Genomic DNA, 16,692 nt, shown 5'->3' on the forward strand with positions numbered 1-16,692 from the left:
CACGTTCCTTTCAACGATTCAACGGCACGAATGATCTGCAACCCGGTCCCGGGCGCCGTAGCAAGCTTGCCCTGCCCGGACACGCCTTGGCTAGTATCTGGGCTGGAACCGGGGCGCATGGAACCGGGGCGCCGGCACCTGGGCGACACCCGGCCGTCACGGCATCCCGTTCCCCAGCCACAGCGCCAGGACCGCCAGCGGAAGCGCGAGGACAACCACCGCGGCGCCGGCAACCGCAAACCCGCCCCAGCGCACGCGCAGGTTCAGGCTCTGCAGCCGCTCGTGCCACAGGAGCGTGGCGAGCGATGCCCACGGCGAAATGAGCGGACCCAGGTTCACGCCGATCAGGAGCGCGCCCAGCCTCAGCGGCGATCCGGCCGCGGGCTCCAGGGCCAGGTAGGCGGGGAGGTTGTTGGCGATGTTGGCGGAACCGGCGCCCAGTGCCGCGAGGCGCAGCAGGTCCGGAAACGTCTCGCCGGCCCCGGCGGCGGGTGCCAGGGCCTGGGTGAGGCCGTGCGCGTGCAGCGTCTCGACCACCATGAAGAGCCCGGCGGTCAGCATCAGCGGGCGCCACGGCAGCATCGACCAGCGCAGGGCTGACGGCCGCCGCACCACGAATATGGCCAGCAGGAACCCGGCCGCAAGGGCGGCAGGAATCGCGACGGGGACACCGGAAACCAGCGCCGGAAGCAGCACGACCAAGGTGCCGGCCGATGCCCGGAGCAGCGTCCGGTCGCGTGCCGCGTGGACAGGCTGCGGCCCGTAGCGGCCCCGCAGGTCCCGGCGGAAGGCCAGCCACAGCAGCAGTGACGGCACCACAACACCGACGGCGGCAGGCGCCCACATCAGTTTGGCGAATTCCAGCGGGCTGAGGGACATGCTCGACTGCGCCAGCAGGTTGGAGAGGTTGGAAACCGGCAGGAACAGGGACGCGGTGTTGGCCAGCCACACGGTGCTCAGGGCAAACGGCAGGGGCGGGATCCTCGCGTGGACGGCGAGCAGCACCACCACGGGAGTCACCAGCACCGCGGTGGTATCGAGCGACAGAAAGGCCGTGGCGATGGCGGACAGGGCAAGCACAAAGAGCCACAGCAGGAAGACGCTGCCCCGGCCCAGCGCCGAAACGCGGTCCGCCAGCACACGGAAGAGTCCCGCATCATCAACCAGCTCCGTGACGAGGGTCATCGCCACCACGAAGGCCAGGATGGGGGCCGTGCGTCCCGCCAACGAGCCGAACGCGGGCCACGGCAGCAGGCCGGCGGCAAGGCAGCCGGCCCCGGCAAGCAGCATGCCGCCCGGCAGCAGGTAGCTCCGCACATTCTTCGGTATTCGCAGGGGTGCCACCGCCCAATCTTCGCACCGAACGCTATCGGGGCAACCACGCAGCCCGAGACGGTAAGTTGGTACCCATGAAGTACGCCCAGTCAGTCCTGGACCTCATCGGCAACACCCCCCTCATCAAGCTCAACCATGTCACGGAGGGCATCAAAGCCACCGTCCTGGTGAAGCTGGAATACGTGAACCCCGGCGGATCCATCAAGGACCGTATCGCGGCGAAGATGGTCGAGGAAGCCGAGCGCGACGGCAAGCTCAAGCCAGGCGGCACCATCATCGAGCCCACCTCCGGCAACACCGGCGTGGGCCTGGCCCTGGTGGCGCAGCAAAAGGGCTACAAATGCATTTTCGTGGTCCCGGACAAGGTGGGTGAGGACAAGCGCGCTGTCCTGGCGGCCTACGGTGCCCAAGTGGTGGTGACGCCCACCGCCGTCGAACCTGACAGCCCGCAGAGCTACTACGGCGTGTCCGACCGCCTGGTCACCGAGATCCCCGGCGCGTACAAGCCGGACCAGTTCTCCAATCCCGCCGCGCCGCTGAGCCATTACGAAACCACCGGCCCCGAGATCTGGCGGGACACCGACGGCAAGGTGACGCACTGCGTCATCGGGGCCGGCACGGGCGGCACCATCACAGGTACCGGCCGGTACCTCAAGGAGGTGTCGGCGGACCGTCCGGAGTCCGACGGCGGCCGGGTCAAGATCATCGGGGCCGACCCCGAAGGCTCCGTCTATTCAGGCGGCACCGGCCGCCCGTACTTCGTCGAGGGCGTGGGCGAGGACATGTGGCCGGCCAACTACGACAAGACCGTCCCGGACCAGGTCCTGGCCGTCAGCGACGCCGACTCCTTCGAGATGACCCGGCGGCTGGCCCGCGAGGAGGGCCTGCTGGTGGGCGGCTCCTCCGGCATGGCCGTGGTGGCAGCCCTGCGCACCGCACGGGACCTGCCCGAGGACGCGGTGGTGGTGGTGATCCTGCCCGACTCCGGCCGCGGCTACCTCGCCAAAATCTTCAACGACCAGTGGATGCGCTCCTACGGCTTCCTCTCCGGCGGCGAGGAAGCCTCCGTGGGCGAGGTCATCAAGTTCAAGACGGGCGAACTGCCGGATCTGGTGCACATCCACCCGAACGAGACCGTCCGTGACGTCATCAACATCATGAATGAGTTCGGTGTCAGCCACATCCCTGTCCTCTCCGCGGAGCCGCCCGTGGTGATGGGTGAAGTCCTGGGGGCCGTCGATGAACGGACCCTGACGGCCAAGCTGTTCCGCGGCGAGGCCAGGCTCACGGACAAGATCGCCGAGCACATGGGGGAGAAGCTGCCGGTGATCGGCTCGCTCGAAACCATCTCCGCCGCCCGCGAGCTGCTTTCCGACGTCGACACCGTGATGGTGACATTCGTCGGCGCGCCCATAGGCATCCTGACCCGCCACGACCTGCTCGCCTACCTCAGCCACTGATCAAGGAGCACCATGTCTGAAGAGAACCAAGGATTCAACACCCGCGCCGTGCACGCCGGCCAGGCCTTCGAGCCGCGCACCGGAGCCGTTGTTCCGCCCCTGCACTTCAGCTCGACCTATGCCCAGGACGGCATCGGAAATCTGCGGGACGGCTACGAGTACGGCCGCGGCGGCAACCCCACCCGCGACGCCCTGCAGGAACAGCTGGCGGCGCTCGAGCGCGGTACGCACGCCTACTCCTTCAGCTCGGGGCTCGCGGCCGAGGACTCCCTGATCCGTGCCCTGATGCGCCCCGGCGACCACATCGTGCTCGGCAACGACGCCTACGGCGGCACCTACCGGCTGATCAGCCGCGTGCTTGGTGAGTGGGGGATCGGCAACACCCCAGTGGACATGTCCGATCTCGACGCCGTTCAGGCAGCGGTTGCCGCCAACAGGACCCGCTTTGTCTGGGTGGAGACCCCATCCAACCCGATGATGAAGATCACCGCCATCGAGGCGCTCGCCAAGGTGGCGCACGACGCCGGGGCCCTTCTGATCGTAGACAACACCTTTGCGTCGCCCTACCTGCAGACCCCGCTCGACCTGGGTGCCGACGTCGTGGTGCACTCCACCACCAAGTACATCGGTGGCCACTCCGACGTGGTGGGCGGTGCGATCGTGGTCAAGGACGCCGGTCTGGCCGAGAAGATCGGCTTCGTGCAGTTCGCCGTCGGTGCCGTCTCCGGCCCGATGGACGCCTTCCTCACCACGCGCGGGCTCAAGACCCTGGGCGTGCGAATGGACCGGCACAGCGACAACGCCCAGGCCGTGGCCGAATGGCTCCTGGAACGCCCCGAGGTGGAGGCCGTCCTGTACCCGGGTCTGCCCTCGCACCCGGGCCACGAGCTGGCGAAGAAGCAGATGAAGAAGTTCGGCGGCATGATCTCCGTGCAGTTTAGAGGCGGCGAGGCCGCTGCGCGGAAGGTGGCCGAGTCGACGTCGGTGTTCACCCTGGCGGAATCCCTCGGCGGCATCGAGTCGCTGATGAACTATCCGTCCGAGATGACGCACGCCTCGGTCAAGGGGACCGAGCTGGCCGTCCCCGTGAACCTGATTCGGCTCTCCTGCGGCATCGAGGACGTTGAGGACCTCATCGCCGACCTTGAGCAAGCATTCACGCACATCCAGTGACGGCCGCTTTTCCTTCAACCTCTATTAGTGGTTTTTTGTGCTCGTGTCTAGTCAAGCTGAATAAGTCCAACGATTTTGACAATCCCTGGCGTTGGCTACATGATTCATCTGGATTTGAGAAATGTTCGATTGGAATCATGACTCGAGTTCCTGAAATTCACTTACAAAACAAATGGGGAAAAATGAAAAAGCTTGTTGCTTCTTTGTCGTCAATCGCTATTGTCGGCACGGCACTCACTGCGGGTGCGGTTGCGTTGGCGGCTCCCGCAAATGCCACTGCAATGTACCGTTGCCCGAACTCCAACGTGTGCGTCTACATTGAGCGGAATTTTCAGGGCGGTATCCAAGCAATCTCTGGCTACACGCAATACCAGACCTTGGCTTCGGGGTTTGTGGACAACACGGGTAGCTGGGTGAACGCCAATAACGGAACGTCCGAACGCCTGATCGACTTCCTGCCGGGTGGGGCGCTCCAGACCATCCAGGTTCTCCCCGCGAATTGGGTCGAGTCCAATCTCGACACGGTTGGCGGAACGAACCGGGCAAACGCCGTGGGTTGGGCTAACTGACGTGGTGCAGGGGGGGGGGGGGGCCGCAGGTGCGGGCTCCCCTGCCTGTTAGGTTGCCCGGACCCATGCGGCTGAGAATCGGCCAAGCGAGATTGTGAGTACCGTGAAGAGCGCAGTTTTGGCAGGCGTCATGATGATTGCAGTGTTGACTTCGGGGTGCGCGCCATCCGCCGACGGGGCACCTGACGAACGGCCGGCCTCGTCAGCGGCCCTCCTGCCACAGGCAAGCGCTGATACCCGATACAGGGCCATGGCTAAGGAGCTGAGCGGGCCCGACGTTGCGGCCGAGAAGTTCAGGCTGCAGACCACGGCTGCCTGCATGAAGTCGAAGGGATTCCACTTCGAGGCAGAAGAGCCCGTTGGAATAGACCTCCTTGAAGCGGCTGGCGTGCCAGAGATTGTGGCAGCCGGGGAGGGCCGCTACGCCTATAAGCAACTCGTCCCAAATCCGGCGCGGGCGGCGCTTCGTGCCCGGGTCGAAAAGGAAGCCACGGAGGCCTATCAGGGGGCGTTGACCGGAGCAGCTGGGATGGGGAATCTTGTTCAGGTGAGGCTCGGCCGCACCACGGCGGGCATGCCTGGAGAAGGGTGTCAGGCCGATGGTTACGTCGCTACCTACGGCACCCTTGAGGACGGCATTAGGGCAGGTGGATTGGCAACATCGGAACTCCTTAAAGCAGCTGCCCCCGCAGGCCGATCTCCCAAACTCGAGGAATTCAACAGCGCGTGGTTGGCGTGCATGGCACAGGGTGGGATCACGAAGTATCGGAGTCCGGGGCAGGCGATGGCGGGGGCTATGAAAGGGCCGGTGACTGATGAAACTGTGGATTTGCCATCCGCGGATCGAAAGTGCCGCCAATCGACCGGCTACGAAGAAAAGGTCTGGAAGATACTGGACTCCTATCTGGTTCCGCTTATTGGTCCAGCTGAAAAGGAATTCAAGAGAATACTCCAAATACGCCAGAATGCCAAAAAATGACGCCGGATCCGCGTCATCGAATCTCCTTTCATCGCGAAGGGTGTGAATTCTCATGATGGGGAAGGGCGTAGGTCGATTCTGGACGAAGTATTGGATTTTACGCATTTAAAGGATGCCTAAGTACTCGGACGCTGGAGGATGCGGCAGCCCTAGCTTTCTTCAAGAAAGTCAGCTAGGGTCGCAGCATGGCACTCCGCTCCGACTGGTCCCAGCGCAACTGCAGCATGGCCCGCGGCCTCGACATTTTCGGCGACCCATGGGGCATGCTGGTGCTCCGTGAGGTGTTCTTCGGCAACGGCCGGTTCGACGCCATGAAGGCGCGCCTGCAGGTGGCTGATTCCGTCCTCACCCGGCGGCTTGCGTCCCTGGTGGAGTCCGGCCTCCTGGCAAAACAGCCCTATGACGACGGCGGACGCACCCGCCATGAGTATGTCCTCACCGCCAAAGGGGAGGACGCCCTGCCGGTGCTCAACGCCGTCGTGATCTGGTCCGAAAAGCATCTGCACGCGCCATCCGAGCAGGCCCACATGTACGTGGTCCATGCAGCGTGCGGACAACGCACGTCGTCCGCGGACACCTGCACTGAATGCGGTGAACGGCTCACGGCGGAGAACACCAGCTGGCACAGCCTGACCCGCAGCGAAGAGCCGCTCCCGCTGGCCACAGCGCCTCTGCAACCCGACACCAAGACCAACCGCGTTCAAAGCGGCGAAGACGAAGGAACAGCCGCATGACCACCCCCGAGGACCCCGGAGTTTTTGTCCAGATATCGCGCCCTGAAGGGCCTTTAGAGGACGATATCTGGACAAAAACTCAAGAGGGAGGGACGAGGACTCCGGCGGAAGGGGCTGGCAAGAGGACCCTGGAGGAGGGGCCGAAGCAGCGGCGCCGGCTGCATCCCGCGTGGGCCGTGGCGGCGGTGGCGTTCCTGGCGCTCGTCGGGGCCGCCGGGTTCCGTGCCGCGCCCGGTGTGCTCATGGTGCCGCTGCAGCAGGAGTTCGGCTGGTCCACCACGGTCCTGTCGTCCGCGGTGAGCATCAACCTGGTGCTGTTCGGCCTCACGGCCCCGTTTGCCGCAGCCCTCATGGAAAGGTTCGGCATCCGGGCCGTCACCGCCGTCGCGCTCGGGCTGATCGGCGCCGGCAGCGCACTGACCGTCCTGGTCAACCAGTCCTGGCAGATCCTCCTCACCTGGGGCCTGCTCATCGGGCTGGGCACCGGTTCCATGGCACTGGTGTTCGCGGCCACCATCGCCAACACCTGGTTCGCCAAGAGCCGGGGCCTCGTGATCGGCATCCTCACCGCCGGCAGCGCCGCCGGCCAGCTGGTCTTCCTCCCGTTCATCGCGGTGCTCGCCCAGGACCCGGGCTGGCGGCAGGCCTCGCTGCTCATCGCGGCCGGGGCGCTGGCCGTGGTTCCGCTGGTGCTGAAGTTCCTGAAAAACTCACCGGCCGACGTCGGGGCGTTGCCTTACGGGGCAGAAGAACCGCCCGGCGCGGCCGACGGTAAGACAGAGGCCGACGGGATTACGGTCGCCGGGCAGCCCGCCGGGGCTGCCGAACCCCGCCGCAACGCCGCCGTCCGGGCACTGCAAGTACTCAGGAGCGCCAGCAGGAACCGTACCTTCTGGGCGCTCGCCGCCGGGTTCGCCATCTGCGGCGCCACCACCAACGGGCTGATCGGCACCCACTTCATCCCGTCCGCCCACGACCACGGCATGCCGGAAACGACGGCGGCCGGCCTGCTCGCCGTCGTCGGAATTTTCGACATTCTGGGCACTATCGCTTCCGGCTGGCTGACCGACAGGTTCAACCCCCGGATCCTGCTGGCCGTGTACTACCAGTTCCGCGGGATCGGGCTCCTGGTGCTGCCCCTGCTGCTCGGCTCCTCGGTCCAGCCCAGCATGATCCTGTTCGTGGTGATCTACGGCCTGGACTGGGTGGCCACGGTTCCGCCCACGGCCGCCATCTGCCGCCAGGTGTTCGGCGCCGACGGCAGCGTGGTGTTCGGCTGGGTCTTCGCGGCGCACCAGCTCGGTGCAGCCGCAGCCGCACTGGCGGCCGGGGCCATCCGGGACGCCACTGGCCACTACACCTACGCTTGGCTCGGCGCCGCCGCGATGTGCACCATCGCCGCGGTCATCAGCGCCACCATCCGCAAAGACGCCGGGCGACGGAAGTCCGCAGCGGTGGCAGTGGCTTCAGTAGACTGAGCGGGGCGCCCTCGGGCGCGGCTCTTGCGGCGGAACGCGCTACGCGTCCCCGCAGGAACGTTGCCGGACTACAGCTTGGGGGGACACTGAATGGCACTGCTTACTGCCCGGACTATGGTGGTGTTCCTGTTCTCGCCGAAAACCATCGGCACGGCCCTCGGCGCCGAAAACCTCGACCTGCAGACGCCGGTCCCGTGGATCATGGCGTCCAGCGCCGGGGTGTTCTGCGCTCTGGCGGTCAGGGTGTGCTGGCTCGTGGTCCTCCGCCGCGACGCGGTTGCGGAGCTGGCGGAATGAGCACCGCACTGGTCACCGGCGTCGGGCGCCTCGCCGGAATCGGCGCGGGCATCGCCCGGCAGCTGGCCGCTGACGGCTGGGACCTGGTGCTGACCTACTGGCAGGACTACGACGCCCGGATGCCCTGGGGAATCCAGCCGGACGACGTCGGCCGGCTCACCGCCGAACTGGAGGCCGCCGGCTCCGGGGTGGTGGCGCTGCCCGCCGATTTCCAGGACCCGGGGGCCGTGGACCGGCTGATGGCGGAGGCGGCAGCGCAGGCAGGGACGTTGCGCGCGTTGGTGCTCAGCCACGCCGAATCCGTCGACTCGGGGATTCTGGACACCACCGTCGAAAGCTTCGAGCGGCACTTCGCCGTGAACACGCGGGCCAGCTGGCAGCTGATTCGCGCCTTTGCGCAGCAAGTACCGGACGACGGCGGAGCGGTCGTCGCGCTCACCAGTGACCACACAGCGTTCAACCTGCCCTACGGTGCGTCCAAGGGGGCACTCGACCGGATTGTCATCGCCGCGGCGCGCGAGCTCGGACCGCTGGGCATCAGCGCCAATGTGCTGAACCCCGGGCCCGTGGACACGGGCTGGATGGATGGCCCGCTTCGTGAAGAGCTGGCCCGGCGCCAGCCTGGCGGGCGGCTGGGCACCCCGGCTGACGTCGCAGGAACCGTGGCCTTCCTGCTGTCCCCGGCGGGCCGCTGGGTGTCCGGGCAGCTCATTAAGGTCGACGGCGGGTTCTCAGCCTGACGCTTTCGGCGCACCCTTGGGGCGGGCCAGGTCCCGGCCATGGGATCTGCGTCTTGCCCGCTAGAACGATGTAGTGCCGCGCATCCGGCGGGGCCGGCCATCCGGGTCCACCACGAGGCGGTTTGCAGCGCCTGCCCAGAGACGCTGAAGGGGCGGCACCGGCTCAGGAGTGTGGTGGCGCACCTGACCCTTGGGACGGGGCGCGCGGCGGCCTGTTGCGTGCCAACGGTCCAGCGCGCCAGCCGCGGCGTTCCAGAGTTTCAGCCCGGCCGCCGGGGCTTGGAGCTGAGGATCATCCTCGTCCAGGCCCAGGTGTTCGGCCCAGAGCTGGAGCCGCAGCCGGTAGGCCAACGGCCGGGAAGCGCCGGAAACCGCGTTTGCCCCTTGCCCAGTGTCTGCAGTGGGCGGTTCCGGAGGAGTGGCAGTGGTGTCGATGACGGCGCAGGTGAGCTCGCTGTCGGTGGTCCAGGATCGACGGTTGAAGTTGTCCGATCCGCAGGTGAACCAAGCGTCGTCGATGATGCAGATCTTGGCATGCACATAGATCGGAGTCCCGGCACGGTTTTCCAGATCAAACACCCCGACCCTGTCGGGCGCAACCCGCCGCATCCTGCTGATGGCACGGATCTGCCCGACCCGCTTGGGCGGCCCGCCGAGAATGCCGTCAGAGTCCGGGTAGCGCGGCACGACGGCGATCACGTTCAACTCGGGGTTGCGTTCGAGGGCCGTTGCGATGCCGGCTGCGACCTCTTCAGACCACAGGTACTGGTCCTCGATGTAGATCAGTGAGCGGGCCCGGGCGAAGGCTTTCGTGTAGGCCCGGGCGATGCTCCGCTCACCGCCAGGTGCGAACGGGAACGGCGGATGCTTCATACCGTAGGTACGCAGCAGCTGCACGGCGTGAGGTCCCGCAGGCGGCGGGGGCGGCGCAGCGGCCGGAAGCGGTTCGGGGTGCCGGGGCATATCGGCCAGACGCTGCAGCAGCATCCGGTACGGTGTGCGGCGGTCCAGGGGATGGGGGTCATTCCACCGTTCGGCGAACAACTCCAGCACATCTGCCACGACCGGGCCACGGAGTTCGAGGGAAGCATCGTGCCACGGCGGTGTTTTTCCGTACCGGGAATCCATGGCCACCGCCTGCGGGTCCCCTTCGTGATCAGCATCGTCCCGGCGGCTGTGGGAAAGATCGATCCCGCCCACGAACGCGACGTCCCGCGACGGGTCGTTCCGCCGGCGGATGACGACCATTTTCTGGTGGTGGCAGCCGAAGAGGCGCACCCGCTGGTCCAGCAGCACCTCCCCGCCGGCGTCGTTGATCTGGCGGCTGAGGAGCTCGTTGGACCGCCAGCTCATTGGTGCCGACACGCGCTCGCCGTGGGAACGCCAAATCAGGCCGCGCACTTCCACTCCGGCCCGGGCCAACCGCGCCAGCAACTCACCGATCGTCGGTCCATCCGCCGTCAGCCGCTCGTCGGCATCGCCTCGCCAGTCGGTGAACCACACGCGGTCTCCCGGATCCAGGGCCGACAGCTCCTCAAGCAACCGGGCGAAGTAGGTGGCCCCGTGAATGAGGGGCCGCACGAGGTTGCCTTCCGACCACGACGGCGATCCGGCACCGCCGGCGTGCACGTCGGTTGCGGCATTTCCCCGCTCAGCGCCACTCAAGAACCAGGCGCCGGTACTGCTGTCCACTCGGTGGTCCCCGGTCCTTACTGGGGCCGGGGGATCGTCAGCGTCAGCCATGTGCCCAGTATGCTCCCGGCCATGCGGCCGGGGCGAGAGCTAGACAGCGCCTCAGCGGAACGCCGGCAGCCCGGTGATGTGCTGGCCGAGGATCAGGGTGTGCACCTCGTCCGTGCCTTCGTAGGTGCGCACGGACTCGAGGTTGGCGGCGTGCCGAAGGGGAGAGTAGTCCAGCGTGATGCCGTTGCCGCCAAGGATGGTCCGGGCTTCCCGCGCCACCTTGATGGCCTCGCGGACGTTGTTCAGCTTGGCCAGCGAGATCTGCTCCGGGCGGAGATGGCCGGCGTCCTTGAGCCGGCCCAGGTGCAGGGCGAGCATGGTGCCCTTCTGGACCTCGAGCAGCATGTTGACGAGCTTCTCCTGCGTCAGCTGGTACCCGGCCAGCGGCTTGCCGAACTGCAGGCGCTCCATCGAATACCGCAGCGCCGCCTCATAGGAATCGCGGGCCGCGCCCATGGCGCCCCAGGCGATGCCGTACCTGGCCTCGTTGAGGCAGCTGAAGGGGCCGCTCAGTCCCCGGGCACCCGGCAGCAGTGCCTCCGGACCCAGCCGGACGCCGTCGAACGTCACATCGCACTGGATGGAGGCGCGCATGGACAGCTTCCGCCCGATCGCCGTGGCGGTGACGCCCGCCGTGCCGGCGGGCACGAGGAAGCCGCGGACGCCGTCGTCGGTCCTCGCCCACGCCACCATCACGTCGGCCACGGAGGCGAGCCCGATCCAGCGTTTGGCGCCGTCCAGGACCCAGCCGGCGTCCTCTCCGGTTCCATCCGGCTGCGCTGTGGTGGTCATCGACGACGGGTCCGAGCCCGCCGTCGGTTCGGTCAGCGCGAAGCAGCCGATCACCTCGCCGGCGGCCATCCGGGGGAGCCACTCCTCCTTCTGGTCCTCCGAGCCCCATTTGTGGATGGCGGTCATCGCCAGCGACCCCTGGACCGAGACGAACGTGCGGATTCCGGAGTCGCCGGCCTCCAGCTCCATGGCGGCCAGGCCGTACTCGACGGCGGACCGGCCGGGGCAGCCGTAGCCCTCCAGATGCATGCCCAGGACGCCCAACTCACCCAGTTGCGCTGGCAGGTGCATGGGGAAGGCACCCTCCTCGTACCAGTCGGCGATGTCGGGGCGGATCTGCTGGTTGGTGAAGTCCCGGATCCGCTGCCGCAGGGCCAGTTCATCGGGAGTCAGCAGGGAGTCCAGGGCGAGGACATCCGAGGGGTCCGGGAGACCGTACTCGGCCGTGGCTTCCGCAGGATCAAGGGCGTCGTTGCTCATTGCAGCATCCTACGTGCCGAGGCCCACACGCCGAGGGATCCCGTGCCGCCGCCGGCCGGTGCTTTACCGGTGCGAGGGAACCCGCGTCCCGCCGAGGAAGTACTCCCGGGTTGACGGCAGGAACCGGCAGACCGCGGCCAGCACCACGCCGAGGGCCAGCAGCACCACGCCGCTGACGAAGGCCCCGCCCACACCAAGGATCTGCGTGTTCCCGTAGGCCGGGTCCCACATCTGCGCTGCAGAGATAAAGAACGCCGCGGTCAGCAGCAGGGCCCCGAGCAGCGGGAGGAGTCCGCGGAACCACAGGTTGCGGGCGGACACGCGCAGGGTGTCCCGGAAGTACCAGGCGCAGGCGAAGCCGGTGAGGGCGTAGTAGAACGCGATGAACAGGCTGATGGAGCTGATGGAATCGGACAACAGGTTCTCGCTGAGGAAGCTCATGGCCACGTAGTACACGACGGCCGCCGTGCCCATCACCTGGGTGGAGAAGCCGGGAGTCTGGTTGCGCTCGTGGACTTCCCCGAACTTCGGGGGGAGGGCCCGGTGCACGCCCATGGACAGGGTGCCGCGGGCGGTGGGCAGGATGGTGGTCTGGGTGGAGGACAGCACGGACGCGAGCACCGCCACCACGATCAGCCAGCCCCACGGACCCAGCACCACGTCCTTCATCGCCAGGAACACGTCGTCCTGGTTGTCGGCGTTGGCCAGGCCGATTCCCTCCGTCCCCACCGACGCGTACATCATCACGAGCAGCGCCACCGAGACGTAGATGGCCACCAGCACGAAGGCCGAGATGACGGCCCCGCGGCCCGGGGTGGTGGCGGGGTTCTCCGTCTCCTCGTTGACCGCCAGGCAGGTGTCCCAGCCCCAGTAGATGAACAGGGCAAGCAGGATGCCGTGGACCACGGCGCCGGGATCGGCGAACGCCCCGGCCGGGTTGAACCATTCGACGTCGAACGGCTGGCCCGCCGGTGCCCCTCCGGTCAGGCCCGCGATCCTGGCAATAATGGCCACGGCGAAGATGCCCAGCGAGATGTACTGGATGTACGTCAGGGTCCGCTGGACGTGCTCGCCCAGCCGGATCCCGCGGTAGTTCACGAGGGTCATGAAGGCGATGAAAACGACGCCGGTGGCCGTCACCACCGCCTTGTTCCCCGCCAGGGACCCGTCGCCTACGAGAAGCCAGAGGTACTGGCCCGCCACCTGCGCCAGGTTCGCCAGGACCACGACGCCGGCCAGGGCCACGCCCCAGCCGCCCAGCCATCCCGCCCACGGGCCGAAAGCACGGCGGGCCCAGATGAACGTGGTGCCGCAGTCCGGCATGGCGCTGTTCAGTTCCCGGAAGGCGTACGCGATGAACAGGACCGGAATGAAGCCCAGGACCAGGATCAGCGGGGTGTAGTCGCCGTTGACGGCCACGATGAGGCCGAGCGTCGCGGCCAGCGAGTACACCGGTGCAGTGGAGGCAAGGCCCAGCATCACGGAGTCGCCAAGGTCAAGGATCCCGGCGCGGAGGCCCTTGCCGGGGACGGCACCGCCGGGCTGGCCCCCGGTGCCGCCGCCCGCCGTCGTCGTTCCTGTCCTCATAGCGCTATACCTGCCTTGTTCGCGGTGGCCTGGGCCGCCTGGACGCTCAGCGGCGTCGGCGCGTCAATGGTGTTCGGGACGAAGCGGCAGAAATAGTCGGTCACGGGCCCGTCCGACTCGCGGATGCCGCAGCCCACCGATTCGCCGTCCACCACCCACAGGCCCAGGACCGGATGGTTGCCGTCGAAGTCGGGGAGGGAATGGTACTGCTGGAAGCACCAGCCCTCCCGGCCGTATCCGCCCGGCTTCTCCAGGCTGATGCCCTCCGCATGGATCCTGATGTTGTCACCCTCACGGCCGTGCAGCGGCTTGGCCACCCACTCCCGAAGCGGGCCCGGATCATTGAGGTAGGCGGGAAGCAGGTTCGGATGGTCCGGGTAGAGGTGCCACAGGGCGGCCAGGAGCGCCTTGTTGGACAGCAGCATTTTCCAGGCCGGCTCCACCCAGCGCGGATTCTGCGAGCGCTGGAGCAGGCGGTGGCCGAACGGTTCCTTCATCATCAGCTCCCACGGGTAGAGCTTGAAGATGGTGCTGATCACGAAGTTGTCCATGTCCACGAAGCGGTTCAGGTTTGGGTCCCAGCCGATGTCCGACATGTTGATGCCGATGGTGGTCCACCCGGCCTGGCCGGCGACGTCCCGCATGTAGGCGGCCGTCATCCAGTCCTCACCCGATTCCTCAGCCTCGGAGTGGGCCACGTGCAGCGTGCTCATTCCCGTGCGGTACTGCAGCTTCTTCCACTGCCGGATGAGCGCCTCGTGGATCCCGTTCCACTGGTCCTTCTCCGGGAAGACGTCCTGCAGCCAGAACCACTGGGCCACGGCCGCCTCGATCAGGCCGGTGGGCGTATCAGCGTTGTACTCGAGCATCTTGGCCGCGCCGCCCTGGCCGTCATAGATGAAATCGAAGCGGCCGTAGATGTCCTGGTCCCCGGCCTGCAGCGACTCGGCGGCCAGTTCCAGCGCCTGCGGGCCGATGCCGATGGGGCCCATGGCGCCTGTGGCCAGGAACTTTGCGGCCTCCAGGCACATCCTGTGCATGTCCTCGGCCGTGACCTCCAGCGCCTCCACCTCGTCCATGGTGAATTCGTAGTAGGCGGACTCGTTCCAGTACTCGATCTTCTTGCCGCCGGGCAGGGTGGTGGTGGAGAACACCAGGCCCTGCTCTTCGATCTTCTGCTTCCAGTCCGGCCGGGGCTCCGAAAGTAACCGCTTCACGCCTAGCCTCCCGTGCTTCCGCCCTTGGAGCTGCTGCCGAAGCCGCCCCTGCTGACGGTGCCGCCCTTGCTGCTGTAGCCCGTGGACGTCTTGGCCCCCTGCGGCACCGTCCTGGTGAAGTTCGGATAGGCCGTCCTGTTCTGGCCGATGCCCGGAACGCTGGCCCCGCGCGCGTAGAAGTACCAGGCGTAGAGGCCCCCGCCGCGCCCGGCCGAGCTGTTGCACTGGGTGTCCTCGACGCGCTCGCCCGTCTCTTCGTTGAAGCAGACCTGGGCGTAGTCGGGGTCCTGCTCATTGCTGGCCACGATCGCGGTGATGGTGCCGGCCAGGAGGGCGGTGACGCCGAGGCCCACCACCACCGTGCGGCGCTGCGACCGCTTCTTCCGAGCCGCCGCATCGCGCTCGCGGTCACGGGCAAAGGGGTCGAAGACGGGGGCGGGCTGGGGGAAGCCGGGCTGGGTCCGGGTACCCTCAGGCGGGGTTGCCTTGCCCGGTTTTTCCTTGCCCGGCTCTCCGGGGCCCCCCTGCCCCGGCGTGCCCTGCCCCGGCGTGCCCTTCCCCGGAATGCCCGGGGTCAGCAGTTCGGGGTGGAGCTCCGGCTTGGGCACCTGCCAGGGCGGCGGCTTGGCGCGACCGCGGGAGGCGTCGTCGCCGGAGCTGCCGTCGTTCCCGCCGGTCACGCCGTCGTTCCGGGCCCCGTCAGCGTCCTTGCTCGGGTCCTTCTCCGGGTCCATGGTTCCCCTTGCTGCTCCATGCTGTTCGCTGCGGTGCTGTTGGCTGCGGTGCTGTTGGTGGCCGGAACGCGTGGCTGTACCGGCTGTCCGTCCGGCCGTTGAATACTGCAGCAAGCCTAGTGGCTGGAGGGTGCTGCGGTGAACAAATTTCCACGTTCAGGCTCCCGCCGAAAAGCGCAAAAGCGCTGGTCAGGCCGAGAACCTAGACTGGTGCCATGCACACAGCCACTGTTCTCGCCGTTTGCCGGGTCCACCAACTCCTTCCCGACGAGGGAAGCGTGGGCGTCACCGCCATCGACAAGCGCCCTGTGGACGGTCCGGTGAAGGTGCACAAGCTTGGTTTGCACGGTGACGTCCAGGCCAGCCGCATCCACCACGGGGGAGAGGACCAGGCGCTCTACGCCTATTCCCAGGCCGACGCCGACTACTGGATCGGGGAGTTGCAGCGCGAACTGCCGCCGGGGATCTTCGGCGAGAACCTGCGCGTCGCCGGGATCGAAACCACGGGCGCCGTCATCGGCGAACGCTGGCGGATCGGGCTGGATGTTGAGGTTGAGGTCACCTCGCCGCGGGTTCCCTGTGCGACGTTCCAGCGGCGCATGGACGAGATCCAGTGGGTCAAGCGCTTCACCGAGGCCGGCCGGGTGGGCGCGTACCTGCGCGTCATCAAGACCGGCTCGGTGCAGGCAGGCGACCACATCCACCGCCTTTTCGTGCCCAAGCATGGAGTGACGATCGGCCGCTGGTTCAGCGAGCCCGACGTCGATGCCATCGAGGCCCTGCGCGACGCGGAAGCCGATGGCGAAATCCGCCTGCAGCCTGAGTACCACGACCGGTTCGAGAAGATGCTCCGCGGCGTCGGCGGCTAGCACGCAGGAGTTGGCCCGGCGGCCAGCGCCGGCGGCCCTGCCGCATTTCTGCACTGCTTTCAGCAGCCCACGGTGCCCCTGAGACCGCGCGGACGGTGGACCGCTTCGGCGGAAACCGGGGCAAAAATGCCGCGTGTGCGCAAGCTCACCGCCCGTGCCGGGCCCTCGGTTCGTCGGCATGCGGGGTCATGCCCTACACTGGAAACATCCCCCACTCCGGAAATCCCTTATTCCTGCCCAATTTTTGAGGCAGGACTGGCAAGTGTTGGGGCCCGCAAATGTGATGCGGGCAGTTTCATAGGGAGAGCCGGCTGAAGAAAACGCTGTACAGACTGCTGGGATAGCAGCCAAGAGATGCAGTGCGAAGTCCTGCCATGGGATCGCGAAAGCGCCGGACTTCGACGTGACCGGCCGGTCAATGAATGCCCGGCGCCTACGGCACATGTACTGCGGCTCCGCTCACCTCGGGTTGTGCCGCCTGGCCCCCTATGGATGAGGAACATTT

General features: G+C 67.1%; 15 protein-coding genes. 9 read left to right on the forward strand and 6 right to left on the reverse strand.

The features are described from left to right. Positions 1–156: 156 nt before the first annotated feature. Positions 157–1,290 carry an SLC13 family permease gene (locus ACFTSA_RS02300; protein WP_377949813.1) on the reverse strand — a complete coding sequence of 378 codons (1,134 nt, stop codon included), beginning with the start codon at positions 1,288–1,290 and terminating at the stop codon, positions 157–159. A gap of 119 nt (positions 1,291–1,409) precedes the next feature. Between ACFTSA_RS02300 and ACFTSA_RS02305 the strand changes: the two genes are divergently transcribed. The 8 genes from ACFTSA_RS02305 to ACFTSA_RS02340 all read left to right on the forward strand — a co-directional run bounded on the left by ACFTSA_RS02305 (position 1,410) and on the right by ACFTSA_RS02340 (position 8,765). Next, positions 1,410–2,795, forward strand: a complete 1,386-nt coding sequence (locus ACFTSA_RS02305; RefSeq protein WP_377949295.1) for a cystathionine beta-synthase — start codon at positions 1,410–1,412, stop codon at positions 2,793–2,795. A 12-nt stretch (positions 2,796–2,807) separates the two neighbouring features. Further along, on the forward strand, positions 2,808–3,968 hold the full coding sequence (locus tag ACFTSA_RS02310) for a cystathionine gamma-synthase (RefSeq protein ID WP_377949298.1): 1,161 nt from the start codon (positions 2,808–2,810) through the stop codon (positions 3,966–3,968). A 137-nt stretch (positions 3,969–4,105) separates the two neighbouring features. Beyond that, entirely contained in the window at positions 4,106–4,537 is a 432-nt protein-coding gene (locus tag ACFTSA_RS02315) for a peptidase inhibitor family I36 protein (protein WP_377949301.1), read from the forward strand. Positions 4,538–4,787: 250 nt separating this feature from the next. Then, positions 4,788–5,516: a hypothetical protein gene (locus ACFTSA_RS02320; protein ID WP_377949302.1), complete on the forward strand. Its 729-nt coding sequence runs from the start codon at positions 4,788–4,790 to the stop codon at positions 5,514–5,516. A 185-nt stretch (positions 5,517–5,701) separates the two neighbouring features. Next, complete coding sequence (locus ACFTSA_RS02325; protein WP_377949304.1) at positions 5,702–6,250, forward strand: winged helix-turn-helix transcriptional regulator; 549 nt, start codon at positions 5,702–5,704, stop codon at positions 6,248–6,250. Further along, a complete protein-coding gene (locus ACFTSA_RS02330) occupies positions 6,247–7,728 on the forward strand; it encodes an MFS transporter (protein WP_377949307.1) in 1,482 nt (493 codons plus the stop codon). The genes ACFTSA_RS02325 and ACFTSA_RS02330 overlap by 4 nt, the downstream gene beginning before the upstream one ends. A 90-nt stretch (positions 7,729–7,818) precedes the next feature. After that, positions 7,819–8,025 (forward strand): hypothetical protein, encoded by a 207-nt coding sequence (locus ACFTSA_RS02335; protein ID WP_377949310.1) that lies wholly within the window; start codon positions 7,819–7,821, stop codon positions 8,023–8,025. Further along, complete coding sequence (locus tag ACFTSA_RS02340; protein WP_377949312.1) at positions 8,022–8,765, forward strand: SDR family oxidoreductase; 744 nt, start codon at positions 8,022–8,024, stop codon at positions 8,763–8,765. The genes ACFTSA_RS02335 and ACFTSA_RS02340 overlap by 4 nt, the downstream gene beginning before the upstream one ends. Before the next feature lie 60 nt (positions 8,766–8,825). Here the strand turns inward: ACFTSA_RS02340 and ACFTSA_RS02345 are convergent, their stop codons facing one another. The 5 genes from ACFTSA_RS02345 to ACFTSA_RS02365 form a co-directional block, all read right to left on the reverse strand. Further along, on the reverse strand, positions 8,826–10,508 hold the full coding sequence (locus ACFTSA_RS02345; RefSeq protein WP_377949315.1) for a phospholipase D family protein: 1,683 nt from the start codon (positions 10,506–10,508) through the stop codon (positions 8,826–8,828). 51 nt (positions 10,509–10,559) lie between these two features. Then, on the reverse strand, positions 10,560–11,780 hold the full coding sequence (locus ACFTSA_RS02350) for an acyl-CoA dehydrogenase family protein (protein ID WP_377949317.1): 1,221 nt from the start codon (positions 11,778–11,780) through the stop codon (positions 10,560–10,562). Positions 11,781–11,843: 63 nt separating this feature from the next. Further along, the gene (locus ACFTSA_RS02355; protein ID WP_377949319.1) at positions 11,844–13,367 is read right to left on the reverse strand and encodes an APC family permease; all 1,524 of its coding nucleotides are present in this window, start codon (positions 13,365–13,367) and stop codon (positions 11,844–11,846) included. Beyond that, positions 13,364–14,584, reverse strand: coding sequence for a glutathionylspermidine synthase family protein (locus ACFTSA_RS02360; RefSeq protein WP_377949320.1), 1,221 nt, complete (start codon positions 14,582–14,584; stop codon positions 13,364–13,366). The genes ACFTSA_RS02355 and ACFTSA_RS02360 overlap by 4 nt, the downstream gene beginning before the upstream one ends. Positions 14,585–14,586: 2 nt before the next feature. Then, the gene (locus ACFTSA_RS02365) at positions 14,587–15,318 is read right to left on the reverse strand and encodes a Tat pathway signal protein (protein ID WP_377949321.1); all 732 of its coding nucleotides are present in this window, start codon (positions 15,316–15,318) and stop codon (positions 14,587–14,589) included. Between the two features lie 215 nt (positions 15,319–15,533). Here ACFTSA_RS02365 and ACFTSA_RS02370 point away from each other — a divergent pair, with 215 nt between their 5' ends. Further along, on the forward strand, positions 15,534–16,187 hold the full coding sequence (locus ACFTSA_RS02370; protein WP_377949323.1) for an MOSC domain-containing protein: 654 nt from the start codon (positions 15,534–15,536) through the stop codon (positions 16,185–16,187). Positions 16,188–16,692 lie beyond the last annotated feature (505 nt).

Source organism: Arthrobacter sp. NPDC057013 (assembly GCF_042674585.1).
In the GTDB taxonomy this organism is placed as follows: Bacteria; Actinomycetota; Actinomycetes; order Actinomycetales; family Micrococcaceae; genus Arthrobacter.

Excerpts from the sequence above, each read along its gene's own strand:
- ACFTSA_RS02340 (WP_377949312.1), top strand. The coding sequence starts at position 8,022 with ATGAGCACCGCACTGGTCACCGGCGTCGGGCGCCTCGCCGGAATCGGC.
- ACFTSA_RS02300 (WP_377949813.1), bottom strand. The coding sequence starts at position 1,290 with ATGCTGCTTGCCGGGGCCGGCTGCCTTGCCGCCGGCCTGCTGCCGTGG.
- ACFTSA_RS02365 (WP_377949321.1), bottom strand. The coding sequence starts at position 15,318 with ATGGACCCGGAGAAGGACCCGAGCAAGGACGCTGACGGGGCCCGGAAC.
- ACFTSA_RS02345 (WP_377949315.1), bottom strand. The coding sequence starts at position 10,508 with ATGGCTGACGCTGACGATCCCCCGGCCCCAGTAAGGACCGGGGACCAC.
- ACFTSA_RS02325 (WP_377949304.1), top strand. The coding sequence starts at position 5,702 with ATGGCACTCCGCTCCGACTGGTCCCAGCGCAACTGCAGCATGGCCCGC.
- ACFTSA_RS02305 (WP_377949295.1), top strand. The coding sequence starts at position 1,410 with ATGAAGTACGCCCAGTCAGTCCTGGACCTCATCGGCAACACCCCCCTC.
- ACFTSA_RS02330 (WP_377949307.1), top strand. The coding sequence starts at position 6,247 with ATGACCACCCCCGAGGACCCCGGAGTTTTTGTCCAGATATCGCGCCCT.
- ACFTSA_RS02355 (WP_377949319.1), bottom strand. The coding sequence starts at position 13,367 with ATGAGGACAGGAACGACGACGGCGGGCGGCGGCACCGGGGGCCAGCCC.
- ACFTSA_RS02350 (WP_377949317.1), bottom strand. The coding sequence starts at position 11,780 with ATGAGCAACGACGCCCTTGATCCTGCGGAAGCCACGGCCGAGTACGGT.
- ACFTSA_RS02310 (WP_377949298.1), top strand. The coding sequence starts at position 2,808 with ATGTCTGAAGAGAACCAAGGATTCAACACCCGCGCCGTGCACGCCGGC.
- ACFTSA_RS02370 (WP_377949323.1), top strand. The coding sequence starts at position 15,534 with ATGCACACAGCCACTGTTCTCGCCGTTTGCCGGGTCCACCAACTCCTT.
- ACFTSA_RS02335 (WP_377949310.1), top strand. The coding sequence starts at position 7,819 with ATGGCACTGCTTACTGCCCGGACTATGGTGGTGTTCCTGTTCTCGCCG.
- ACFTSA_RS02320 (WP_377949302.1), top strand. The coding sequence starts at position 4,788 with ATGGCTAAGGAGCTGAGCGGGCCCGACGTTGCGGCCGAGAAGTTCAGG.
- ACFTSA_RS02315 (WP_377949301.1), top strand. The coding sequence starts at position 4,106 with ATGACTCGAGTTCCTGAAATTCACTTACAAAACAAATGGGGAAAAATG.